The organism is Microbacterium sp. CIAB417 (assembly GCF_022788845.1).
On sequence record NZ_JAHZUT010000013.1, the window covers coordinates 82913 to 106920 of the forward strand.

23 protein-coding genes are annotated in these 24008 nt (G+C 70.3%); 9 read left to right on the plus strand and 14 right to left on the minus strand.

Annotated elements, in window-relative coordinates:
* Positions 1-2: 2 nt before the first annotated feature.
* From KYX17_RS29835 to KYX17_RS29845, 3 genes are read right to left on the minus strand one after another with little or no spacing between them, the layout of a single operon-like run.
* Positions 3-1133, minus strand: coding sequence for an AMP-binding protein (locus tag KYX17_RS29835; RefSeq protein ID WP_243233145.1), 1131 nt, complete (start codon positions 1131-1133; stop codon positions 3-5).
* The gene (locus KYX17_RS29840) at positions 1130-2032 is read right to left on the minus strand and encodes a 1,4-dihydroxy-2-naphthoyl-CoA synthase (RefSeq protein WP_374209003.1); all 903 of its coding nucleotides are present in this window, start codon (positions 2030-2032) and stop codon (positions 1130-1132) included. Before KYX17_RS29840 ends, KYX17_RS29835 begins: the two co-directional genes overlap by 4 nt.
* Positions 2033-2034: 2 nt before the next feature.
* Positions 2035-2832, minus strand: coding sequence for an LLM class F420-dependent oxidoreductase (locus KYX17_RS29845; RefSeq protein WP_243233095.1), 798 nt, complete (start codon positions 2830-2832; stop codon positions 2035-2037).
* A gap of 34 nt (positions 2833-2866) precedes the next feature.
* On the opposite strand from KYX17_RS29845, the gene KYX17_RS29850 reads away from it, so the two are divergent.
* Positions 2867-3868, plus strand: a complete 1002-nt coding sequence (locus tag KYX17_RS29850) for an o-succinylbenzoate synthase (protein WP_243233097.1) — start codon at positions 2867-2869, stop codon at positions 3866-3868.
* Here the strand turns inward: KYX17_RS29850 and KYX17_RS29855 are convergent.
* On the minus strand, positions 3852-4499 hold the full coding sequence (locus KYX17_RS29855; RefSeq protein ID WP_243233098.1) for a TetR/AcrR family transcriptional regulator: 648 nt from the start codon (positions 4497-4499) through the stop codon (positions 3852-3854). The two genes, KYX17_RS29850 and KYX17_RS29855, sit on opposite strands and share 17 nt — an antisense overlap.
* 111 nt (positions 4500-4610) lie before the next feature.
* Here KYX17_RS29855 and KYX17_RS29860 point away from each other — a divergent pair, with 111 nt between their 5' ends.
* Together KYX17_RS29860 and KYX17_RS29865 are read left to right on the plus strand one after the other, a co-directional pair.
* Positions 4611-7379 carry an efflux RND transporter permease subunit gene (locus KYX17_RS29860; protein WP_243233100.1) on the plus strand — a complete coding sequence of 923 codons (2769 nt, stop codon included), beginning with the start codon at positions 4611-4613 and terminating at the stop codon, positions 7377-7379.
* Positions 7376-9379 carry a YhgE/Pip domain-containing protein gene (locus tag KYX17_RS29865; RefSeq protein WP_243233102.1) on the plus strand — a complete coding sequence of 668 codons (2004 nt, stop codon included), beginning with the start codon at positions 7376-7378 and terminating at the stop codon, positions 9377-9379. The genes KYX17_RS29860 and KYX17_RS29865 overlap by 4 nt, the downstream gene beginning before the upstream one ends.
* Positions 9380-9797: 418 nt before the next feature.
* On the opposite strand, the gene ccsB is transcribed toward KYX17_RS29865, so the two are convergent.
* The 7 genes from ccsB to KYX17_RS29900 form a co-directional block, all read right to left on the minus strand.
* Complete coding sequence (gene ccsB, locus KYX17_RS29870) at positions 9798-10808, minus strand: c-type cytochrome biogenesis protein CcsB (RefSeq protein WP_243233104.1); 1011 nt, start codon at positions 10806-10808, stop codon at positions 9798-9800.
* A gap of 4 nt (positions 10809-10812) precedes the next feature.
* A complete protein-coding gene (locus KYX17_RS29875; RefSeq protein WP_243233106.1) occupies positions 10813-12612 on the minus strand; it encodes a cytochrome c biogenesis protein ResB in 1800 nt (599 codons plus the stop codon).
* Positions 12593-13327 (minus strand): cytochrome c biogenesis CcdA family protein, encoded by a 735-nt coding sequence (locus tag KYX17_RS29880; RefSeq protein WP_243233108.1) that lies wholly within the window; start codon positions 13325-13327, stop codon positions 12593-12595. Before KYX17_RS29880 ends, KYX17_RS29875 begins: the two co-directional genes overlap by 20 nt.
* Entirely contained in the window at positions 13324-13932 is a 609-nt protein-coding gene (locus KYX17_RS29885; RefSeq protein ID WP_243233113.1) for a TlpA disulfide reductase family protein, read from the minus strand. The genes KYX17_RS29880 and KYX17_RS29885 overlap by 4 nt, the downstream gene beginning before the upstream one ends.
* Complete coding sequence (locus tag KYX17_RS29890) at positions 13929-14558, minus strand: histidine phosphatase family protein (RefSeq protein ID WP_243233114.1); 630 nt, start codon at positions 14556-14558, stop codon at positions 13929-13931. The genes KYX17_RS29885 and KYX17_RS29890 overlap by 4 nt, the downstream gene beginning before the upstream one ends.
* 56 nt (positions 14559-14614) lie before the next feature.
* Positions 14615-15295, minus strand: coding sequence for a DedA family protein (locus tag KYX17_RS29895; protein ID WP_243233115.1), 681 nt, complete (start codon positions 15293-15295; stop codon positions 14615-14617).
* A 108-nt stretch (positions 15296-15403) separates the two neighbouring features.
* On the minus strand, positions 15404-15898 hold the full coding sequence (locus KYX17_RS29900) for a DUF6264 family protein (RefSeq protein ID WP_243233116.1): 495 nt from the start codon (positions 15896-15898) through the stop codon (positions 15404-15406).
* 46 nt (positions 15899-15944) lie between these two features.
* On the opposite strand from KYX17_RS29900, the gene aspS reads away from it, so the two are divergent.
* From aspS to KYX17_RS29930, 6 genes are all read left to right on the plus strand, one after another.
* Positions 15945-17288 carry an aspartate--tRNA(Asn) ligase gene (aspS, locus tag KYX17_RS29905; RefSeq protein WP_243233117.1) on the plus strand — a complete coding sequence of 448 codons (1344 nt, stop codon included), beginning with the start codon at positions 15945-15947 and terminating at the stop codon, positions 17286-17288.
* Between the two features lie 306 nt (positions 17289-17594).
* Positions 17595-18731 carry an ABC transporter substrate-binding protein gene (locus tag KYX17_RS29910; RefSeq protein WP_243233121.1) on the plus strand — a complete coding sequence of 379 codons (1137 nt, stop codon included), beginning with the start codon at positions 17595-17597 and terminating at the stop codon, positions 18729-18731.
* A complete protein-coding gene (locus tag KYX17_RS29915; RefSeq protein ID WP_374209004.1) occupies positions 18728-19660 on the plus strand; it encodes an ABC transporter permease in 933 nt (310 codons plus the stop codon). The genes KYX17_RS29910 and KYX17_RS29915 overlap by 4 nt, the downstream gene beginning before the upstream one ends.
* Complete coding sequence (locus tag KYX17_RS29920) at positions 19657-20460, plus strand: ABC transporter permease (protein ID WP_243233123.1); 804 nt, start codon at positions 19657-19659, stop codon at positions 20458-20460. The genes KYX17_RS29915 and KYX17_RS29920 overlap by 4 nt, the downstream gene beginning before the upstream one ends.
* Positions 20457-21563: an ABC transporter ATP-binding protein gene (locus KYX17_RS29925; protein WP_243233125.1), complete on the plus strand. Its 1107-nt coding sequence runs from the start codon at positions 20457-20459 to the stop codon at positions 21561-21563. Before KYX17_RS29920 ends, KYX17_RS29925 begins: the two co-directional genes overlap by 4 nt.
* A gap of 322 nt (positions 21564-21885) precedes the next feature.
* A complete protein-coding gene (locus tag KYX17_RS29930; protein ID WP_243233127.1) occupies positions 21886-23100 on the plus strand; it encodes a mechanosensitive ion channel family protein in 1215 nt (404 codons plus the stop codon).
* Here the strand turns inward: KYX17_RS29930 and KYX17_RS29935 are convergent.
* Genes KYX17_RS29935 through KYX17_RS29945 form a run of 3 tightly spaced genes read right to left on the minus strand, consistent with a single transcriptional unit; the run spans position 23049 to position 23948 of the window.
* On the minus strand, positions 23049-23348 hold the full coding sequence (locus tag KYX17_RS29935) for a Dabb family protein (RefSeq protein WP_243233129.1): 300 nt from the start codon (positions 23346-23348) through the stop codon (positions 23049-23051). The two genes, KYX17_RS29930 and KYX17_RS29935, sit on opposite strands and share 52 nt — an antisense overlap.
* Complete coding sequence (locus KYX17_RS29940; RefSeq protein ID WP_243233131.1) at positions 23345-23626, minus strand: glutaredoxin family protein; 282 nt, start codon at positions 23624-23626, stop codon at positions 23345-23347. Before KYX17_RS29940 ends, KYX17_RS29935 begins: the two co-directional genes overlap by 4 nt.
* Positions 23627-23654: 28 nt before the next feature.
* Complete coding sequence (locus KYX17_RS29945; RefSeq protein ID WP_243233133.1) at positions 23655-23948, minus strand: rhodanese-like domain-containing protein; 294 nt, start codon at positions 23946-23948, stop codon at positions 23655-23657.
* Positions 23949-24008: the final 60 nt, after the last annotated feature.

Sequence of the window (24008 nt, forward strand, 5' to 3'; positions counted from 1 at the left end):
CCTCAGCGCTCGACGAGCGCGCGGAGCGCTCGACGATCCGGCTTGCCGCTGGACAGCAGCGGGATGCTCGCAACGACCTCGATACGATCGGGTCGCGCCGGTGCTCCGAGGTCGGCGCCGACCGCAGCCCGCACCTTGTCCAGGCGCGCGGCGGTGGCCGCATCCGCTTCCGGCACGACCACCACGGGCGACTCCCCCCAGCGCTCGTGCGCGGCGCCCACGACGACCGCGTCCTCGAATCCGGGCAGAGAACGCACGACGCGCTCGACACGATCGAGCGACACGTTGATGCCGCCCGAGACGATCACGTTGTCGAGGCGACCGGTGATCCGCAGGCGACCGTCCTCGAACGATCCCGCGTCGCCCGTGCGATACCAGCGCCGCCCCGCGTCGTCGTGCACGAAGACGGCCGCCGTGCGCGCGGGATCGTCGCGGTAGCCCTCGGCGAGCATCGGCCCCGACAGCTGCACCTCGCCGTCGGCGACCCGCACGCGCACCCCGTCCAGCGGCACGCCGTCGTACACGCATCCGCCGCTCGTCTCACTCGCCCCGTAGGTGCGCACGATGCGTGCACCGAGGGATACGGCCCGCTCGCGCACGGTATCCGCAAGGGCCTGCCCGCCGACGAGGATCGCTTCGAACGACGCGAGGGCGGTGCGCACCTCGGGAGCGTCGGCCGCGGCGATCAGCTGGTTCATCTGCGCCGGGACGAGAGAGGTGTAGGTGGGCGTGCGCGTGCCGTGCGCGGCGGAGGCCATGCCCCGTGCGGCGGCGACGAAGCCCTCCACCGAGAAGTGACCCTCGAGGATCGCCGGTTCGTGGCCGGCCAGCAGCGAGCGCACGAGTACTTGCAGGCCCGCGACGTACGTCGCGGGCACCGCCAGCAGCCAGGCGCCCTCTCCGATCCGCGCGGCCGTGGAGCTCGCGCTCGCGATGAGCGCGCTGCGACTGAGCAGCACGTCCTTCGGGTAGCCCGTCGACCCCGAGGTCGTGACGACCGCGGCCACCCCCGCCGGCACCGGTACAGGGGACGTGCCGCCGAGATGCACGGCGGGACCCGCGCCCTCGAGGGCCGCGCGCACCGCTGCCAGCACCCCGCGGGCGCCGGGCGTCGATGGGGGCCCTGCCGTCAGTAGTGCCACGGGTAGGGCGACCAGTCCGGCTCGCGCTTCTCGAGGAACGCATCCCGCCCCTCGACCGCCTCATCAGTGCCGTAGGCCAGACGGGTCGCCTCGCCGGCGAAGACCTGCTGTCCCACGAGCCCGTCGTCGACGGCGTTGAAGGCGAACTTCAGCATCCGGATCGCCGTCGGCGACTTGGTGAGGATGGTGCGCGCCATCGCGATCGCCTCGCGCTCGAGGTCGGCGTGCGGGACGACACGGTTGACCGCGCCCATCTCGTACGCGCGCTGAGCCGAGTACTCCTCCGCCAGGAAGAACACCTCGCGCGCGATCTTCTGACCGACCTGACGGGCCATGTACGCCGAGCCGTAGCCCGCGTCGAAGGAGCCCACATCCGCATCCGTCTGCTTGAACCGGCCGTGCTCGGCCGAGGCGATCGACAGGTCGGCGACGATGTGCAGCGAATGGCCGCCGCCGGCCGCCCAGCCGGGGATCACCGCGATGACGACCTTCGGCATGAATCGGATGAGGCGCTGCACCTCAAGGATGTGCAGGCGCCCCGCCCGAGCGGGATCCGCCACCGTCGCCTGGTCGTCGGAGTACTTGTAGCCGTCGCGGCCGCGGATGCGCTGGTCGCCGCCGGAGCAGAAGGCCCACCCGCCGTCCTTCGGACTCGGGCCGTTGCCTGTGAGCAGGACGACGCCGATGCGCGGGTTCTGGCGAGCCGCATCCAGCGCGCGGTAGAGCTCGTCCACCGTGTGCGGGCGGAAGGCGTTTCGCACCTCGGGGCGGTCGAACGCGATGCGCGCGATGCGGCCGTCGCGCGAGACGTGCGCCGTGATGTCGGTGTAGGAATCAGCCCCGGGAGCGAGTTCCCACTCGGCCGGGTCGAAGAGTTCGGAGACGCTCACGCTCAGCCGTTCTTCGCGTCGCGCCAGCGCAGCCAGCGGCGAGCGATCTCCGGGTCGTAGTCGGGGCCGTTGAGTCCCAGCGTGAAGGTGCGCACACCCGCGGCGAACAGCGCGTCGGCGTACTCCTCGTCGCGATCCTTGAGCTCGTTCGAGATCACGAGGTTCGAGACGTCTCGCCCCTCGGTCTCCGCCCACTTCTCGATCACGCCGACCTTGTGCGCGATGTCCTCGGGCGCGACGAAGCTGTGCCAGATGTCGGCGTGACGTGCGACCAGACGCAGCGTCTTCTGCTCACCCGCGCCGCCGATCAGGATGGGGATGTGGCGAGTCGGCGCCGGGTTGAGCTTGCCCCACCGCGTCGTCACGCGCGCGAGGCCGTCGGCGAGGTCGTTCAGACGCGAGCCCGCGGTGCCGAACTCGTAGCCGTACTCGTCGTAGTCGCGCTGGAACCAGCCCGATCCCGTGCCGAAGATGAACCGTCCCTCGCCGCCCTTGGCGCTGATGTGGTCGATCGTGCGGGCCATGTCGGCCTGCAGGTCGGGGTTGCGGTAGCTGTTGCAGTTCACGAGCGCGCCGAACTCGACGCGCTCGGTCTGCTCGGCCCACGCGGCGAGCATGGTCCAGGACTCGAAGTGCGCGCCGTCCGGCTCTCCGTACAGCGGATAGAAGTGATCCCAGTTGAAGAGGATGTCCACGCCCATGTCCTCGAACCGCACGACGGCGTCGCGGATGTCGGAGTAGGTGGCGTGCTGCGGCTGGAGCTGGAGCCCGAGGCGGACCGGAGTGTCGAGAAGAGGCATGCCGTCAGCCTACGACCGCCCGCACAATGGAGAGGTGACTCCCGCACTCGCCGACATCCGCTCGAACCTCCACGTGGTCGCGCTTCCGCTGCGCACCCGCTTCCGGGGCATCGACGTGCGCGAGGCGCTCCTGTTCGAGGGCCCCGCCGGGTGGGCGGAGTTCTCGCCCTTCACCGAGTACGGCGACGACGAGGCGGCGACCTGGCTGGCCGCGGCGATCGACTTCGCCTGGAATCCGCAGCCGGATGCGGTGCGCACCCGCATCCCGGTCAACGCCACCGTGCCCGCGGTCGCCGCATCCGACGTGGCGGAGGTGCTCAGCCACTTCGACGGCTGCCGCACCGCGAAGGTGAAGGTCGCCGAGGCCGGACAGACCCTGGCCGACGACATCGCACGGGTCGCCGCGGTGCGCGAGGCGATGGGGCCGGCCGGCCGCATCCGCATCGACGCGAACGGCGGATGGAACGTCGACGAGGCGGAGCACGCGTTGCGCGCGCTCGCCGAATACGACCTCGAGTACGCGGAACAGCCGTGCGCGAGCGTGGCGGAGCTCGCCGAGCTTCGCTGGCGCGTGCACCGCTCCGGCATCGACATCGCCGCCGACGAAAGCGTTCGCAAGGCCGCGGATCCGCTGCTCGTCGCCCGCGAGCAGGCGGCCGATCTGCTGGTGGTGAAGGCGGCGCCGCTCGGAGGTGTGCGCCGAGCGCTGCGGATCGTCGCGGATGCGGGGCTTCCCGCCGTCGTCTCCAGCGCCCTGGACACGTCGGTGGGACTCGGCATGGGACTCGCGCTCGCGGCGGCGATTCCCGAGCTCGACTACGACTGCGGGTTGGGGACCGCGTCGCTCCTGGCGGCCGACGTCACCGTCGCGCCGCTACGTGCCGCCGACGGCGCGATCGAGGTGCGACGTGCGGTGGCGGACGCCGACCTGTTGCACAGGCATGCCGCTGACGCCGCCCGCCGCAGCTGGTGGGAGGAACGGCTCGAGCGGTGTTATCGGCTCGTGAGCGAGTCCGGGCTCACTCCGCGTCCGTGACCGCCGCCGCCAGCGTCGCCGTGCGCCGGGTCAGCAGGTCCTTGGCGGCGAGGGGCGCGAGACCCGAGATCACCGCGAAGGCACAAGTGGCGTCCCACACGTCGAGGATCAGCCGTGCGAACTCGATCGCGGGCATGCGCAGCCGCAGCCGGTACGCACCCGCGATATCGCCGATGATCTCCGCGACCCGCTCCGCCATGGCGGTCTCCCAGGCGAGGTAGGCCGCGGCGAGCCGCTCGTCGCGCATCGCGTTCGTGCGGATCTCGCTCATGAGCACGACACCCGATGGCACGTCGGTTCCGACGTCGAGGATGCTCGTGACGAGCGCGGCGACACTGCGGTCGACCGAAGTATCCTCGCCGAGCTCGCGCACCCGCTCGGTCACCTGCTCCAGCTTCTGATCGGCGACCTGCTGCATCAGCCCGAGCAGCAGCTCCTCCTTCGAGGCGAAGTTGGAGTAGAAGGCGCCGCGCGTGAAGCCGGCGCGCTCGCAGATCGCCTCGACGGATGCGCCTTCCAGGCCCGACTCGGCGAAGACCTCGGATGCGGCGGCGAGCAGCCGCGCACGGGTGTTCTCGCGACTTCGGGGCACGGCCGGCTGCGTCACGATCTCTCCTTCCACCACATCCATGTGGCTCTCATCGATCGCCCAGGTTCACCACGGAGGCGACTCTAGGATACACAGTTGTATCGGATACACTCCTGTATCGAAACCCGATCACCTCGACCCACGGAGGCACCGGTGTCCACGCTCTTGTACTCGCTCGGCCGCTGGTCGTACCGTCGCCCGTGGCGCGTCCTGGTCGCCTGGCTGCTGCTGCTCGCCCTGGCTGGCGGCGGCGCCGCGGTGTTCTCGCAGGGAACAGACAACAGCTTCTCGATCCCGGGCACCGAGTCGCAGGCGGGCCTCGAGCAGCTCTCGCGCACCTTCCCCCAGGTCAGCGGCACCAACGCGCAGTTCGTCGTGGTCGCCGCCGACGGCACGAAGATCACGGACGACGACTACCGGACGCACATCGAGGACACGATCGCGACGATCGAGAAGCTCGACGGCGTGCTCGCGGTCACCGACCCCTACGACGCGTCCATCACCGGCAGCATCTCCGACGACGACAGCGCAGCGATCGTGCGGATGCAGTTCGACGGTCAGGCCACCGACGTGCCGGAGTCCACGCGCACCGATCTGCAATCTACCGTCGACGCGCTGGAGCCGGACCTCCCCGCGGGCTCGCAGGTCGCACTCGGCGGCGACCTCTTCGCTGTCTCGCTTCCCGGTGTGACCGTCACCGAACTCGTCGGCCTGATCATCGCGCTGATCGTGCTGATCGTGACCTTCCGCTCGTTCGTCGTCGCGGGACTCCCGCTGATGACGGCGATCCTGGGGGTCGGACTGTCGATGGCGCTCATCTTCGTGGCCACCGCGTTCGCCTCGGTGTCGTCGACGACCCCGCTGCTCGCGCTGATGCTCGGGCTCGCCGTGGGCATCGACTATGCGCTGTTCATCATCTCCCGACATCAGGACCAGGTGCGAGACGGAGCGGACCCCGAGGAGTCCGCCGCCCGGGCCACCGGCACCGCGGGCTCGGCCGTGCTCTTCGCGGGCATGACGGTGCTCATCGCACTCATCGGCCTCGGCTTCGCCGGCATCCCGTTCCTAACCACGATGGGTATCGCGGCTGCCGTCGCCGTCGCGATCGCCGTGCTCGTCGCGGTCACCCTCACCCCGGCGATGCTCGGCTTCGTCAAGGGGCGCGTGCGCGGCTGGAGCAGGCGCGACCGCCGCGTGGCCCAGGATGCGGCCACGTCCGCCCGGCGCGGCTTCTCGGCGCGATGGGTGGGCATGGTGACACGCCACCCCGTTGTGACGACCGTGGCGGTGGTCGCGGCCCTCGGCGTGGCCGCGATCCCCGCGACGAGCCTCGCGCTCGCCCTGCCCAACGCCGGCCAGCTCCCCAAGGGCGACCAGGCCCGCGTCGCGTACGACCTCACGAGCGAGCACTTCGGTCCCGGCGCCAACGGCCCCCTCATCATGACCGGGACGATCGTCACCTCCACCGACCCGCTCACCCTCATGAAAGACCTCGGCGACGAGATCTCCCGCATCCCGGGTGTGAAGGAGGTCGCCCTCGCGACCCCGAACCAGGCGGCCGACACCGGCATCGTGCAGATCGTGCCGGAGACCGCACCCGACGACCCGGCCACGGCCGAGCTCGTGCGCGAGCTCCGCGCCCAGCACGACCGCCTGCTCGACGAGTACGGCGTCGATCTCCAGGTCACCGGCTTCACGGCCGTGGCCATCGACATCTCCGACCGCCTGTCGGCGGCGCTGCTGCCCTTCGGCATCTTCGTCGTCGGGCTCTCCCTGATCCTTCTGATGATCGTCTTCCGCTCCATCTGGGTGCCGGTCAAAGCCGCACTCGGCTACCTGCTCTCGGTCGCCGCCTCGTTCGGCGTCGTCGCCGCCGTGTTCGAGTGGGGCTGGTTCGCCGACCTGTTGCACGTGGCACGCGTCGGCCCGGTCATCAGCTTCATGCCGATCGTGCTGATGGGCGTGCTGTTCGGTCTCGCGATGGACTACGAGGTGTTCCTCGTCTCCCGGATGCGGGAGGACTTCGTTCACGCTCGCCGCGACAACCCCCACCGCCCGGCGCGAGAGATCGCGCTCGAGGCCGTGCGCAGCGGCTACACCGCATCCGCCCGCGTGGTGACCGCCGCGGCCATCATCATGTTCGCCGTCTTCGCGGCCTTCGTCCCCGAGGGCGATTCGAATCTCAAGCCGATCGCGCTCGGACTCGCGACGGGGATCGCCATCGATGCGTTCCTCGTGCGCATGACGCTCGTGCCCGCCGTCATGACGCTGCTCGGAGACAAGGCCTGGTGGATGCCGAAGTGGCTGGAGCGCATCCTGCCGCACTTCGACATCGAGGGTGAGGCCGTCGAACGCGAGCTGTCGCTGCGCGAGTGGGCGAGCGAAGGCTCCGCCGTCGTCGTCGCCGAGAGACTCGCACTGCGCACCGAGGCGAGGCCCGTGTTCGGCCCGGTGGATGCGACCGTCGAACCGGGCGAGGCGCTGGTGGTGGCCGCGGAGGACCCCGCCGCGACGCACGCGCTGACGCTCGTGCTGGCGGGCCGGCTGAGCCCGAGCGACGGGCGCCTCCGGGTCGCGGGCCACCTGCTGCCGGAGCGCGGCGCCTGGGTGCGTGCGCGCGCCGGGATGGCTCTTCTGGCCACCGCATCCGACCCCGTCGACGACCTCCGACACGCGGTGGAGGGCTCCCCCGCGGTCGTCGTCGTCGACGGCATCGACCGCCTCGAACGACTGCCCCGCATCGAGCGCGACGAGGCGCTCACCGTCCTCCGAGATGCCGCCTCACGCGGACTCACCCTCGTCGCCACCGCGGTCGGGTCCGCATCCGACATCGCGGCCGCACGGACCCTGCTCACCGACGCCGGCTACCGCGCCGGCGAGCCCGTCACCCTTCCCACGTCCCCCGCGGAGGTGCTCGCATGACCGTCCCCATCGAACGCTCCCACGCCCGACGTCCCGTCACCTGGCTGACAGTGCTCGGGATCGTGCTGCTGCCCGTCATCATCGGCGGGCTCCTCGTGGCGGCCCTCTACAACCCCGTGGAACGACTCGAGAACATGTCGGCCGCGATCGTGAACGACGACAAGCCGGTCGAGATCAACGGACAGCTCGCCCCGCTCGGGCGCCAGCTCACCGCGGGACTCGTCGAGGGTTCGTCGGATGTTCCCAGCAACATCGACTGGACGATCTCCAACGACGAGGATGCGGCCGCGGGCCTCGCCGACGGCACCTACAGCGCCGTCATCACGATCCCCGAGAACTTCTCGGCCGCGGCCACCTCCACCGCTCCCGGCTCGACCCCGGAGCAGGCGACGATCTCGGTCGAGACCGCGCCGGACGGGCGCGTCGTCGACCAGGCGATCACGGCGCAGATCACGCAGACCGCCGCATCCGTGTTCGGCAACGCCGTCTCGAAGCAGTACCTGACGAACGTTCTGCTCGGCTTCACGACGCTGCACGACCAGTTGGGTGACGCCGCGAGCGGCGCGACCCAGCTGGCCGACGGCTCGGCGAGTGCCGCGCAGGGCGCGACCGAGCTCTCCAGCGGCGTCGGCCAGCTCGCCACGGGCGCCGATCAACTCGCCTCCGGTGCTGCACAGGCCGCCACGGGCGCCGCGGCCCTGCCCGGCGGTGCTCAACAGCTCGCCTCCGGCGCGCGTCAGCTCTCCGACGGGGCGGGGAGCCTCGCATCCGGTCTCGATGCCGCGTCCGGCGCCGTCGTGAACCAGGACCTCAAGAACGCGGCCGCCGCCACGACGACGGCCGCGAACAGCGCCCTGACGCAGACGCAGGAGCTCGGCAAGACCCTCGGCGGCCTCGTCCAGCAGTGCTACGTCACCTACGGCCCGACGGCGACCCTGTGCGCCGACCTGCTCGCCACGATCGGCGATGCCAAGAACCCGACCCCCGGCACCGTCGCGGGCATCGGCACGGCGGCCGGCACGGCTGCGGGCTACGGCCAGGGCACGGCCGACGGCATCGACAAGCTCATGACGGACACGAGCGCCGGTATCGCGCAGGCCGCCGCCGGTGCGCGCGGGCTGCAGTCCGGGGCGGGCGATCTGGCGACCGGCGCCGACCAGCTCGCGGCGGGGGCCGCCCAGCTCTCGGGCGGCGTCTCGCAACTGGCAGGTGGGGCGAGCGCCCTCGCGAGCGGGGCGGACCAGGCCTCGACGGGCGCCACCTCGCTCGCCGACGGCGTGGGGCAGCTCTCGAGCGGGGCGAGCTCGCTCGCGAGCGGGCTGGACACGGCCGTCGACCAGGTCCCGACGTACACCGACGAGCAGGCGCAGCAGACCGCATCCGTCGTCGCCGAGCCTGTCTCGGCGCAGGGCATCGGCTCGAACCTCTTCGGCGCGGCGGCCATCCCGCTGCTCACCGCCCTCGTGCTCTGGTTCGGCGGACTCGGCTCGTACGTCGCGTTCCAGGCGGTATCCGCCCGAGCACTCACCAGCCGACGCTCCTCGGTGACGCTCGCGCTGCGCGCCTTCGCTCCCGGGGCCATCCTTGGCGCCGTGCAGGGGCTGCTCGTGGCAGGCGTCGTGCAGCTCGCAGCCAGCTACGACTGGGCGGACTGGTCGATCTTCGCGGCGATCTGCGTGCTCGCCGGTGTCGCTTTCGCCGGCGTCAACCAGGCGCTCGTGGCCGTCTTCGGCGGAGCAGGCAGGTGGATCGGAGCCATCATCGGCGCCTTCGTCGTCGCCACGGGGGTCGTCTCGACCGTTCCGGGCGTGCTGACCTCGATCGCCACCGTGCTGCCGGTGCAGCCCGCCTACGCCGCGATGCTCGGCGCTCTCACGAGCGCCGGCGGGGTGACGGCCGGAGTCACGACCCTTGTCGTGTGGCTGCTGCTGTCGCTCGTGGCGACGACGGTCGTCGTCTCCCGACGCCGCACCATCTCGGCCCGCGCCGCGCTGGCCTGACCCCGGGCCGCGCCGCGCCGGCGCGGGCGTGTGGCGGGGCCGGCCTGCGCCCCGGTCGGAGAAACGCACTCCGGTCGGAGGATCCACGCCGCATCCTCCGACATTCGGCCGATTCTCCGACGCGCGGATGCGGGATGCCCGACGGCCGGACGCGGACGACCCACCGCCCTGCTCCGCCTGACCCCGGGGCCGGGCCGCGCCGGCGCGGGCGTGTGGCGGGGCCGGCCTGCGCCCCGGTCGGAGAAACGCACCCCCGTCGGAGGATCCACGCCGCATCCTCCGACATTCGGCCGATTCTCCGACGCTCGGACGCTCGGACGCTCGGACGCTCGGACGCTCGGATGCGACACCCGCCGCACCCAGGCAGCAGCATGCCCCGGCCGCTCGAAGGCGCCGGGGCATGTCGCAGGGATGCGGGTCAGCTGATGCCGCTGTAGACGTGCAGGCCCTTGAAGAACAGGTTCACGATCGTGAAGTTGAACATGACGGCGCTGAAGCCGATGATCGACAGCCACGCCGACCGCGTGCCGCGCCACCCGCGCGTGGCGCGGGCGTGGATGTAGCCGGCGTAGAGCACCCAGATGACGAACGTCCACACCTCTTTGGTGTCGAAGCCCCAGTAACGGCCCCACGCGTCGTTGGCCCAGATGGAGCCGGCGATGAGGGTGAAGGTCCAGAAGATGAAGCCGACGATCGCGAACCGGTAGGCGAGCGACTCGAGCGTGTCGGCTCCGGGGAGGATGCGCAGGAACCGCGGCCCCGTCTTCGCGTCGGCGGCAGCAGCCTTGCGCTCGCGTCGCGCCTGCAGCAGCTGCGTCACCGACAATGCGAAGGCGAGCGCGAAGAACGCTGTCGCCAGCGATGCCACGAACACGTGCACCACGAGCCAGACGCTCTTAAGCGGGTCGGCCAGCGGAACGACGTCGACGTGGAGGAGCGTCGCCCAGCCCATGAGCACGGCGACGAGGCCCGTGATGAAGGCGCCCAGGAAGCGCAGGTCGTAACGGAACAGCACGGCCAGGTACACGGCCACGATCAGCACGGTGCCCGTGAGGGCGAACTCGTACATGTTCGACCACGGCACCCGCTCGGCGGCGATGCCGCGCAGCACCGCGCCGGTGAGGTGGAAGAGGAACGCGAGCCACGTCAGCGACGTGCCGATGCGCGCCCACACAGGACGCGAGCGCTCGCGTCCGCGCGCCGAGAGGGATGCGGCGGCACGCTCTTCGCTCGCCCGCACCTGCGAGATCGTCTCGCCGCCGGCGGCGACGAGCTCGCGCTCGCGCACGAGGGCGTCCTGCCGGTCGACGGCGTCGGCGGAGCGGCGGGCGAGGTCGATCGTGTAAGCGATGAACGCGAGGGCGTAGATCGCGACCGCCGTCCAGACGGTGAGCAGCGAGACCGCGTCGAGCGAGAGCTGTTCGGGCATGGGGTCAGTCTACTTTCGGGTCTGCGGCGGGGGTCGGCCGATTCGCGTCGATGATCTCGCCCTCCGCCGCGTCGGCGAAGGCGCGTGCATGCCGATCCGCGAGCTGGTCGACGGCGACCGCGATCTGTGGGTCCTCTCCCCGCGCGAGACCCGCGTACTCGATGAGCAGCGCTCCCTCGCGCGGAGTGACCTTCACCCACATCCGGCGACGGGGCACGAAAAGGGCCAGCAGGAGCGCGGCGAGCGCGATCACCGCGAACAGCAGCACCCAGGGCGCTCCGACGTCGTGGTGGATGGAGAGCGAAACGAACCGCGGCACGGCCTGCGAGTAGTCGGCGCCCGGCGAGCCCGAGTCCAGGGTGCCGTCGGTGATCTCGTTCTGGCTCGGGTCGGCCGCGTTCTCGAACGTGATCGTGCCGAGGCCGTTCGGCAGGTCGGTCGTCTGGCCGGGCAGCAGCTGGATGGAGGACTTGTCGGTGTCGATGCCGGTGAGCTTGGTCATCCCGGTGGGATCCAGCGTGTAGACCGACCGGGGCGTGCCGTCGTCGATGCCGAGGTCGCCCTCGTAGACGTCGAGGCTCAGCACCGGATAGATCAGGTCGGGGTAGACCGAGGTGTACGCACCGGTGTCCAGCGGCTGCGCGGTCGGGTAGAAGAACCCCACGAGACCGAGCTGCTGCGGCATGCCGTCGGCGATCTTGACGACGCCGAGCGAGGTCATGTTGTTGTTCTGCGGCAGGAACGGCACGGCGTCGCGGAAGACGACGTCGCCGTCGGCGTCGCGCACCGTGACGATCGGCGCGTATCCGTTGCCCATCAGGTAGACGCGGTCGCCAGCGATGTCGAGCGGGTGGTTGACGCGCACCTCGCCGTCCTGCGGATCCTGGCCCGGCAGCTGCGTGGTCACGTGCGCGACGAAGTCGCCGGCCTGTCCCGCGGCCGCGGTTCCGGAGGGCTGATACGTCACGTCGAACTTGTCGAGGGTGATCGAGTACGGCGAGAGCTGGTCGGCGTCGACGAAGCGTCCGGGGTTGAAGGACGAGTAGTCCGTCAGGGCGTTCACGAAGCTCGTCCCCTGCACCATGGCCCGCTGGCCGGTGTACGTCAGCGCGCCGCCGACGCCCACCGCGATGAGCACACCCACGAGGGCGATGTGGAAGAGCAGGTTGCCCGTCTCGCGGAGGTATCCGCGCTCGGCCGACACCGACAACGCGCCGCGACCGTCGTAGCGCTCGACGCGGTAGCGGGCGGTGCGCAGCTGCGCTGCGGCCGAGGCGATCGCGTCCTCCGCGGCGGCAGCGACATCCGTGCCCTCGGGCAGGCGCACCACCATCTCGCGGTGGTCGTCGAGGCGCGACAGGCGCGCGGGCGTGCGGGGCGGGCGTGCGCGCAGCGCCTTCCAGTGGTGCCGCGTGCGCGGGATGACGCAGCCGATGAGCGAGATGAACAGCAGGATGTAGATCGCCGAGAACCAGGGCGAGCTGTAGACGTCGAACAGCTTGAACCAGTCGAGCACCGGGAAGAGGTCCGCGTTGTCGGACCGGAACTGCGTCACGCCGTTCGGGTCGGCCGAGCGCTGCGGGAAGATCGAGCCCGGAACCGCGGCGATCGCCAGCAGCAGCAGCAGCACGAGGGCCGTGCGCATGCTCGTCAGCTGCCGCCATCCCCACCGGAGCCACTCGATCGGTCCGAGACGCGGCGACGTCACATCGTCGTCGCGCGCTGGAGCGGGGCGGCCGTCGACGTGGTCCGATGGCCGCAGCGGCTCGGAGACGTCGGTTCGATCAGATGGGGAGCGGGACATTGACCAGCACCCCCTGCAACTGCGACATGAGTGAGCTCCAGACGCCGGTGACCATCAGCACACCGAGAACGATGAGCAGGACGCCGCCGAAGATGTTGATGGCACGGATGTGGCGGCGCAGGAACGACACCGACTTGCTGGCCCAGCCGAAGCCGGCCGCCAGCAGGAGGAAGGGGATGCCGAGGCCGAGCGAGTACGCGAGTCCGAGGACTGCCGCGCGGCCGGGGTCGCCCATGTTCCACGACAGCGCGAGGATCGTCGCCAGCGTCGGGCCGATGCACGGCGCCCAGCCGATGCCGAGCGCGAGGCCGAGCAGCGGCGCGCCCACCAGCCCCAGGTTTCCCCGGACGTTGGGCTTGAACGTGCGCTGCGCGAAGCCGAACAGACCGATGAAGATGAGCCCCATGACGATCACGACCGCACCGAGCACGCGCGTGATGATGTCGGAGTACTCCAGGAAGAACCGACCGAGCGAGCCGCCCAGCACGGTCATCGCCATGAAGACCACCGTGAACCCGGCGATGAACAGGAGCACGCTCAGCAGCAGGCGGCCGCGACCCTTGCGACCGGATGCGGTGCCCGCCGCTCCCCCGAGGAAGCCGAGGTAACCGGGAACGAGCGGCAGCACGCACGGCGAGAGGAACGAGACGAGGCCCGCGGCGAGCGCCAGCGGGATCGCGACCCAGAGCGCTCCTTCGGCGACGATGCCGGTCACGAACCCTCCTTGAGGGCGTCGCGCACGAGCGTCGTGAGGATCGAGGCGTCACCGAGCTCGCCGACGATGCGCGCGGCGACCCGGCCCTCCTTGTCGAGCACGAGGGTCGTCGGTGTGGCCGTGAGCGGCGTGGCGGAGGCGAACGACAGCTTGAGCTTGCTGTCGTCGACCGCCAGCAGGCTGGGGTAGCTGATGCCGTTGTCCTTGGCGAAGGATGCGGCCGTGGGCGCCTGGTCGTAGGTGTTGATGCCGAGGAACGACACGTTCTCGCCCTTCAGGTCTTCGTACGACTTCTCGAGCCGCGGCGCCTCGACGATGCAGGGGCCGCACGCGGCGTACCAGAAGTTCACGACGAGCACCTGACCGGCGTAGTCCTCGTTCGTCACCGTCTTGCCCGTCTCGCTGACGCCCGTGAACACGATGGGATCCGAACGCTCGGCCGGCGGGGTCTCGATGACCGCGACGCCGTCGGCACCGATGTAGCCCTTGTTCGAGCCCTCCCGGTACTGGGCGGCCAGGGAATCGTTGGCCGAACAGGCGGCGAGGGTGACGGCCAGCGCGCCGGCGACGAGGGCTGCGGCGAGGCGGCGGGGACGGAATCTCATACTGCTCCTACATCGACGGCGCCGTCGGCGGATGCGGGCTCCGCGTAGGCGATCTCGCGCCAGGCTCCCGGGCCGCCCTCGAAGCTCGTCACGCTGGACAGGGCGCAGCGCCGGGCGCGGGGGTCGTGCCGCAGGGGGAGGCCCGCGATCGCGAGATGGGTGACCCAGATGGGCAGCTGATGGCTGACGATGACCACGTCGCCCGCGGGAACCGCGTTCCACGCCTTCGCCATCGCCCGCTGCATCCGTGCGACGACCTCGGCATACGGCTCGCCCCAGCTCGGGACGGCGGGGCGCGTCACATGACGCCAGTTCAGGGGGTTGGCGAGGGCCCGCCGCATCCTCTTGCCCTCGAACACGTTCCAGGGCTCGATCACGTCGGGCTCGACGACGGGCTCGAAACCGAAGAGCTCGGTGAACGGCTCGGCGGACTCCCGTGTGCGCTGCAACGGCGAACAGATCAGCGCGGTGACGGGTCGCCCCGCGTCGTGCACGTGCTCCGCGGCCTGGCGCGCCATCCGACGGCCCGCCGCGCTCAGCCGGAACTCGGGCAGCCGACCGTAGAGGACACGGCCGGGATTGTGGACCTCGCCATGGCGCACGAGGTGGAGGCGTTCGGCGGGCACCCCCCGATTTTACGTGGATGGCGGATATGAAGAGACTGAGCGTCAGCTGGTAGCGGTCAGTCGCGGGCGTCCACGCGGCGCCGATGGGCGAGCAGGGACCGCACGCGCGCGTAGACGAACCAGGCGATGCCGACGGCGACGCCCACGATCACGATCACCTGGAACACCTCGGCATACTGCTCGACGATGTGCCACGACTCGCCGAGGAAGTAGCCGGCCAGCACGAAGATCGCGTTCCACAACAAACTCCCGGCAGCCGTCAGCAGCACGAAGCGCCACAGCGGCATGCGGGTGACACCGGCGGGGATCGAGATGAAACTGCGGAACAGCGGCACCATCCGCCCGAAGAACACGGCCTTGCCGCCGTGCTTGTGGAACCAGGCGACCGTGCGGTCGATGTCTTCCGGATGCAGCAGCGGGACCTTCGCCGCGACCCGACGCAACCGGTCGATGCCGAGCCACGCGCCGATGCCGTAAAGGGCGAGCGCACCAACCACGGAGCCCGCCGTCGTCCACAGGAGCGCCTCGGCGAGGGTGAAGCCACCGCGACTGGCCGTGACGCCCGCCATCGGAAGGATCGCCTCGCTCGGCAGCGGCGGGAAGACGCTCTCCAGGGCGATCGCGATTCCGGCGCCGATGGGGCCGATCCACTCCATCAGTCCGACCAGCGCGTCCATCAGCTGGCTCAGCCAGGATTCGCTCGACGAGGCGCGGACAGGCAGGGCGACCTGGGTCATCGGGGTCCTCGAGACTCTCGGTGATCGGGCGAAGGATGTCGTGCGTCGCGCACACGGTACCCGTCCCCGGTGAACCGCGGCTGGGAAAAGGCCCGGCGGTCGAGACGACTAGACGGCGGCCCAGAGCAGGACGGCGCCCACGAGCCAGCCCAGCGCGGCGAGGACGCTTCCCGCCAGCGGCACCCAGAAGGCACGGCGCCGGACGACCAGCAGGAGCACCGCGAAGAACGCGGTCAGCACGAAGACGATCCACGGCACGGTCAGCATGGTCCACACTCCGCCCTGGAGCAGTTCCGTGCGGCAGACGCGGCCGTCGGCGCCGCATCCGGTGGAGGAGGAGGCAAGCAGGAGCGCCAACGTCGATGCGACGGCCGAGACCGCCGCGGTGGAGACCAGCAGAACGATCGTCAGGACAATGTCCCATGCCTTGCGCCGCCGACGCGGAGCGGTCGGCTCAGCGTCGCGCTGCGGCCTCGGCTCGGCGGGTTCGCGATGCGGAGCAGGCTCGGGGCGGGCGTGCGGAGCCTCGTCGGAGCCGACGCGGAACGACTCGGGCGGCAACCGGAAGATCGCGGGCTCCTCGCCGGGGCGTTCACTGCTCACGCCGCCATCGTACGGGCGCGGGGCACGGCCCGTAGACTGCTCTCTCGTGAGTGAACGCGTTCTGGTCAAGCAGCTGAAGTCCCTCCCCGCGGGAGGTGTCTCGGTGTCCGGTTGGGTCGAGACCGTCCGCGACCAGAAGAAGGTGCAGTTCGTCATCCTGCGCGATGAGACCGGCGCGGTGCAGCTGGTGAACCCCGCGACCCGCGAGCTCGGCGAGGACGCGACGGCCGAGCAGGCGGCAGCGCTCGCGCTGACCGAGACGATCTCGAACCTCGCCACCGGCACGTTCCTGACGGTGACGGGTGAGCTGAAGCACGACGAGCGCGTCAAACTCGGCGGCGTCGAGATCAAGATCGCGTCGCTGGAGATCGCGGCTGCGGCGCTGCCGGAGACGCCCATCGCCGCCGACAGCGGTCTGGACAAGCGCATGGACTGGCGTTTCATCGACCTGCGTCAGCGCCGCAACAACCTGATCTTCCGTATCCAGACGACGCTCGAGCACGCCATGCGCACGTACTGGGTGGAGCGCGATTACGTCGAGATCCACTCCCCCAAGCTCATGTCCACGCCCGCCGAGGGCAACGCGGAACTGTTCGCGCTGGAGTACTTCGGCGACCAGACGGCGTACCTGGCGCAGAGTCCGCAGCACTTCAAGCAGATGGCGCAGGCCGCCGGCTTCGGCAAGGTCTTCGAGATTGGCGACGTGTTCCGCGCCGACCCCAGCTTCACCAGCCGCCACGCGACCGAGTTCACCTCGGTCGACGCCGAACTGTCCTGGATCGACTCCTACGAGGATGTCGCCGCGATGCAGGAGGAACTGCTCGCGGCGGCCTTCACCGCGGTCAAGGAGAAGCACGGCGACGAGATCAAGGAGCTGTTCGACATCGACGTCGTCGTGCCGACGCTCCCGTTCCCCCGCATCCCGCTCGCCGAGGCGCGCGAGATCGTGAAGGCGCGCGGCTACGACATCCCGCGCACCGACGGCGACCTCGACCCCGAGGGCGAGCGTCAGATCTCCGCCCACGTGCGCGAGACCTACGGCCACCAGTTCGTGTTCATCACCGACTATCACCCGGAGATTCGGCCGTTCTACCACATGCGCAACGCCGAGACCGGGCTCACGAACAGCTACGACCTGCTGTTCAACGGCACCGAGATCACCACGGGTGCGCAGCGCGAGCACCGCATCGAGGTGCTCGAGGCGCAGGCGCTGGAGAAGGGCCTGTCGCTCGAGGGCCTCGAGCACTACCTCGACTTCTTCCGTTACGGCATCCCGCCGCACGGCGGCTTCGGCATGGGTCTGGCTCGCGTGCTGATGCTCATGCTCGGGCAGGACTCGATCCGCGAGGTGACCTTCCTCTTCCGCGGGCCCACACGCCTCGCCCCCTGATCCGCCGAAGCTCTGGGCCCCCTCTTCCGGTGCCCGAGTTGCGACGCAGGTGAGCAGATGCGCCACTTCTGCGCAGCCGCGACAGGTTGATCCTGTGGCAGGTGCGCAGAAGTGGCGCTCTTGCGTTGAGCCGAGCCGGCGGATGCGGCGGGCCCGCGCCCCGGCCAACCGTACTGGCCACGCTGCGTACACCGCCCGTTCACCACTGCTGTCGGCATCCGTCACCGCCTCCTCATACCTTCCTCTCGTCCCGATCTGTCGCGCCCCTCGCGCGCGGCCGCATCGAACTACCCGAGAGGAATCCGCATGACCATCCGCTCCACCCGCCGCGGCCGCGCCGCCGCCGGGATTGCTCTGACGGCGATCGCCGCCGTCGCCCTGGCCGGCTGCGCAGGCACCGCCGGCGCAGCCTCCGACGACTCCGCGAAGGCGCAGTCCGCCACGAGCGTCGCCGACTTCGGCACCTTCGCCGACCTCGAGGCCGCGGCGAAGACCGAGGGCAAGCTCAACGTGATCGCGCTGCCGCGCGACTGGGCCAACTACGGCGCGATCCTCGACCTGTTCGCCCAGCGCTACCCGGAGATCTCCATCGAGGAGCAGTCGCCCGACATCTCGAGCGCCGAGGAGATCCAGGCGGCGAAGACCAACGAGGGACTCGACACCGCCCCCGACGTGTTCGACCTGGGACTCACCGTCGCCCTGCAGAACACGGACTCGTTCGCGCCCTACAAGGTGCAGACCTGGGACGACATCCCCGACGCCCTCAAGGAGCCGACGGGTCTGTTCGTCGGCGACTACGGCGGGTACATGTCGGTCGGCTACGACTCGTCGCGCTTCCCCGCCCCGAAGAGCCTCGACGACCTCCTCGGCGACGAGTACCGCGGCGCGGTCGCCATCAACGGCGACCCGACGCAGGCCGGTGCCGCCTTCGCCGCGGTGGGCATGGCCACGGTGCAGTCCGGCGGCACGCTCGACGACTACCAGCCTGGCATCGACTTCTTCAGCAAGCTGAACGCGGCCGGCAACATGCTCAAGCTCGACGTCACCAGCGCGACCGTCGCCAGCGGCGAGACGCCCGTCGTCTTCGACTGGGACTACCTCAACGCGACCCACAGCCAGAGCAACCCCAACTGGAAGGTCGTCGTCTTCGACGGCACCGGCTACGCCGGCTACTACAACCAGGCCATCAACAAGAACGCCCCGCACCCTGCGGCGGCTCGCCTGTGGCAGGAGTTCCTCTACAGCGACGAAGTTCAGAACCTGTGGCTCGCCGGCGGCGCCCGCCCGGCGCGCATGGACGCCATGCAGACCGCGGGCACGCTCGACGAGAAGCTCGCCGCCTCCCTGCCGGCCACGCCCGACAAGACCGTCGTGCCCACGGAGCAGCAGAGCACCGACGCCGGCACCCTGCTCGGCGAGAAGTGGGCCGCGGCCGTCTCGTGACCGCATCCGTCGCGGCCGCCCGCGACACGCACGACGCGCGCCCCGTCGCCCGGGAGCCCCAGGCTCCCCGGCGGCGGGGCGCCGGGCGTGACCTGTCCTGGCTCGGCCTTGCTCCGTTCGCGGCGTACATCGCCCTCTTCCTCGCCCTGCCGACCGTTCTCGCCGTCGGCTCCGGGCACTTCGACGCGCACGGCGCCTTCACGCTCGACAACATCGCGGCGCTGGGCGACCCGGTCATCCTCATGACCTTCTGGAACTCCACCTGGGTATCGCTGCTCACGGCACTGCTCGGCGCGGTCGTGGGTGCCCTGGTCTGCTACGCGATGCTGGGCCTTCCCGAGACCGGTTTCGTGCGCAGCACGGTGGATGCCGCATCCGGCGTCCTCGCGCAGTTCGGCGGCGTGATGCTCGCCTTCGTCATGGTCGCTGCCATCGGCACGCAGGGTGTCGTCACCCTGATGCTGAAGAACCTGCTCGGCATCGACCCGTACGCCGACGGCGCGTGGATCTACTCGGTTCCCGGCCTCATCCCGGCGTACATCGTCTTCCAGGTGCCCCTGATGATCATCACTTTCATGCCGGCTCTCGCGGCTCTGAAGCCCCAGTGGGCCGAGGCGCACCTCACCCTCGGCGGCACGCCTCGCAGCTTCTGGCTGCACATCGGAATCCCGGTGCTCGCCCCGTCGTTCCTCGCGAGCCTCCTGCTCCTGTTCGCGAACGCGTTCTCGTCGTATGCGACAGCGGCGGCGCTCGCGAGCCAGGGCTCGCAGATCGTGCCGCTGCAGATCCGCACGGCCCTCACGAGCGAGACGCTGCTCGGACGCGAGAACCTCGCCGGCGCCCTCGCGTTCGGCATGATCGTGGTCGTCGCCGTCGTGATGGGCGTGTACGCCCTCATCCAGCGGCGGACAGCGAGGTGGCAGGCGTGAAGACCTTCGCCCCCTCCCCCCTCACCCGCTGGATCATCGGCATCGTCGTCGGCGCCGTCTTCGCCGTCCCGTTCGTCGCAACGGTCCTGTTCACGCTCGCGCCGCTGCCCGGCACCGACGCGCTCACCCCGACGCGGTGGCTGGCCGTCTTCGATCCCGCGAACGCGGCGAAGTACGCCCCGATCTGGACGGGCCTCGGCAACTCGCTCTCGCTCGCGGCCGTCACCGTCGCCCTCGTGCTGTTCCTGTTCACGCCGACGATGGTGCTCGTCGCGCTGAAGTTCCCGCAGCTGCGGCGCGGCTTCGAGTTCCTCGCCCTGCTGCCGATCTCGATCCCCGCGATCGTGCTCGTCGTCGGCCTCGCGCCGATCTACCTGCAGATCGGTCGAACCCTCGGCACCGGCGCGTGGACGCTCGCCTTCGCATACGGCGTGCTGGTGCTGCCGTTCACGTACCGCTCGATCCAGGCGTCGATCGACGCGATCGACATCAAGACGCTCTCGGAGGCCGCACGCACCCTCGGCGCGGGGTGGTTCGCCGTGCTCGTGCGTGTCATCGTCCCCAACCTCCGACAGGGGCTGCTCGCCGCATCCCTCATCTCGGTCGCCGTCGTGCTGGGCGAGTTCACAATCGCGTCCCTGCTGAACCGCCAGGTGCTGCAGACGGCGCTCGTTCTCATCAACCGACAGGATGCCTGGGCCGCCGCGATCTTCACCCTGCTGGCACTCGCCTTCGCGTTCGTGCTGCTGCTCATCATCGGCCGGGCCGGACGCCTGGGCGCCGGAAGGAAGAACTCATGACCACGGCAGACACCCCGCTGCGGGGGCTCCCCTCCACCTCCGACAACATGTTGCTGGCGGAGGCCGGCTCCGGCACCCGCGTGCAGTTCCGCGGCGTCGTCAAGGACTACGGCGCCACGCGCGTGCTGCACGGCGTCGACCTCGACATCGCCCCTGGCGAGTTCGTGTCGCTGCTGGGCCCATCGGGGTGCGGCAAGACCACCGCGTTGCGCGTGCTCGCCGGCCTCGAGCGCGCCACCGACGGCGCCGTGCTCCTCGCGGGCCGCGACGTGTCGAGCGTGCCCACGAACAAGCGCGACATCGGCATGGTGTTCCAGTCGTACTCGCTCTTCCCGCACCTGCGGGTGCTCGAGAACACCGGGTTCGGACTGCGCCGTCGCGGCGTCGGCAAGGCCGAGGCTGCTCGGCGCGCGGGGGATGCGCTCGACCTCGTCGGCCTCGGCCACCTCGCCGACCGGTTCCCGCACCAGCTCTCCGGCGGACAACAGCAGCGTGTGGCCCTCGCGCGCGCACTCGTGACCGAGCCGCGGGTGCTGCTGCTCGACGAGCCGCTGTCCGCGCTCGACGCGAAGGTGCGTGTGCAGCTGCGCGACGAGATCCGCCGCATCCAGCTGCGCCTCGGGATCACGACCGTGTTCGTGACCCACGACCAGGAGGAGGCGCTCGCGGTGTCCGATCGCATCGCGGTGATGAACGCGGGCCGCATCGACCAGATCGGCACGCCGGAGGAGCTGTACCTGCGGCCGGCCACGGCGCAGGTGGCTGCCTTCGTCGGCGTCTCCAGCCTGGTGCCGGGTAGCGTCGTCGGTGAGTTCGTCGACGTCTGGGGACAGCGCCTCCCGCTGCAGACGCCGGCGGATGCGGGCCCCGTCGAGGTCTTCGTGCGGCCCGAGAACGTGCGCTTCACCGCATCCGATGCCCCGGGGGTCGACGCGACCGTGCAGGAGAGCACGTTCCTCGGCAGCTTCCGGCGCTCGGTGGTGCGCACGGCCGACGGCACGATGCTGAACGTGCAGCACGACGCGGGTGAGCGCGTGCAGTACGGCGACACGGTGCGGATCACCCTCGATCCCGTGCCGGTCGCGACACGCCCCCGCGACTGATCGGAACGGCCCGACCACACGGCCCGAGCGAACCGCCCCTTCCCCCTGCCCCCTGCGCCTGGCCACTGCCCCTGCCCGAGTTGCGACGCAGTTGCGCACCTGCCACACCTTTCCGCATCCGCGACAGTGAATTTCTGGCGCGGATGCGGAAAAGTGTGGCGCCACACTCCCGGCGGATGAGGCGGCGAGCGGATGCGGAGAGGTGTCACGCCACGAAGAGAGACCCCCGAGGCCGCGAAGTATCACGGAGGCGGCACCTGCTGTCGAGTCGAGCGGCGGGTTCGGGCTCACCCTCTAGCGTGGTCGGACCCGAAGGAGGACCATGCTCGACAACCCCTGGGCCCAGTTCGCCCTGATCCTGGCCATCGCCCTGGTCGCCGCCGCGGTGGTGGCCGTCGCCGCGACCGTCTTGACCCGACTCACCGGACGGCGGAAGTCGTGGCCTGCGGGCCTCGTGCGCCGCGCGCGGGCCCCTTTCCGGGTCCTCGCGTTCCTCGTCGCGACCTGGATCTCGGTGGCGGCCGCGTTTCCGCTGCGGGAGTGGCGTCCGGTGCTCGACCAGGCGTTCACGATCCTCGTCATCGGTGCGACCGCGTGGCTGCTGGGCGCCCTCGTCGCCTTCACCACCGACCTCACCCTGGGCCGCTACCGCATCGACGTCCCCGACAACCGGCTCGCTCGCCGCATCCGCACCCAGACGCTCATCGTCAAGCGTCTCGCGATCGTCCTCATCGTCGTGCTCGCCATCGGAGCAGCGCTGCTCACTTTTCCGGCCGTCCGGGCGGTGGGCGCGAGCGTGCTGGCATCTGCGGGAATCGCCTCGATCGTCGCCGGACTCGCGGCGCAGTCCGTGCTCGCCAACATCTTCGCGGGCCTGCAGATCGTGTTCAGCGACGCCCTGCGCGTCGATGACGTCGTCGTGGTCGAGGGCGAGTGGGGCCGGGTGGGTGAGATCACCCTCAGCTACGTCGTGCTGGATCTGTGGGACGAGCGCAGACTCGTGCTGCCGTGCACGTACTTCACCACCACGCCGTTCCAGAACTGGACCCGTCGCGGCTCCGAGCTGCTCGGCGCCGTCGAGCTCGACCTGGACTGGCGCGTGTCGCCCGCGCGGATGCGGGAACACCTCGATGAGGTGCTCGCGCACACCGACCTGTGGGACGGCCGCGCCAGCGTCCTGCAGGTGACCGAGGCCACCGGTGGATACGTGCGCGTGCGCATCCTGGTCACGGCGCGGGACGCGCCGACCCTGTTCGACCTGCGCTGCCTGGTGCGGGAAGCGATGGTCACCTGGACCCAGGCCGCCATGCCCACGGCCCTGCCCGTCCAGCGGGTGCTCATGACGGAACCGGGCGGTCCGGCCGTGCAGACACACGAGCCGACCCCACAGGATGCGGGACTGTTCACGGGCAGCGCCGAGGCCGAGGCTCGCGCAGACACCTTCACGCAGGCGATCCCCGTCGTCTCAAGCGGGGACGAGCAGGATCAGAGTTCGAAGTCCACCGCGACGCGTGAGGAGACCACCGAGCGCACGTAGGCGACGACCTCCTGGTGCGCCGGGTGGTCGATGTACTCGCGCAGACCGTCGAGATCATCGAAGTCGGCGACGATGGCCACATCCCAGTTCTCGCCGCCGAGCACGTCCGCCCCCACGGAGATCGCGCGGATGCTGGGCACGACGCCGTCGAGGGCGAGAAGCCGCGTGGTGATGCCGGCGGCGTCTTCGACGCGCTGATCGGCGTCGGTGGCGGCGAGCTTCCAGGCGACGATGTGGCGGATGGTCACAGTGTTGCTCCTTCGGGGCGGGTGGCATCGTCGACGGCGGCACGCAACCGCTCGGGGTTCACACGCCAGTACGCGTGCAGGTTGTCATCGATCATGACGACGGGGATCTTCTCGGCCCACTGCTGGTGCAGCGCCGCGTCTTCGAGGATGGACTTCTCCTCGAGCTGGATCCGGTCAGCCGCCTCGTCGGGGAGCTCGGCGAGGACGTGCTCGATCACCCCGCGCGCGACGTCGCAGAGGTGACAGCCTTCTTTGCCGATGAGCGTGATTGTTCTCACGCTCACATCCTAAATCGGGTATACGACCTCAGGACTCGACCGGGTAGCCCGCGGCGATCCACTCGCCCGTGCCGCCGTCGACGTTCGTGACCTCGTACCCGCGGGCCTCGAGCGCCTGCACGACGCGGGCCGAGCGACCGCCCATCTGGCAGATGACGTCGAAGGGTCCCTCGGGGAGGCGATCCAGGTTGTCGCCGATGGTCGACATGGGAACGTTGACGGCACCGGGGACGTGGCCGGAGGCGAACTCCTCCACCTCGCGCACATCGATGAGAGGAACGCCCTCGCGCTCGCGCAGCTGCTGCACCGTGATCGAATTCATGTCACCAGGCTAGACCGCAGACACGAAGCGCCCGTCCAGGGGACAGGCGCTTGTGTCGAT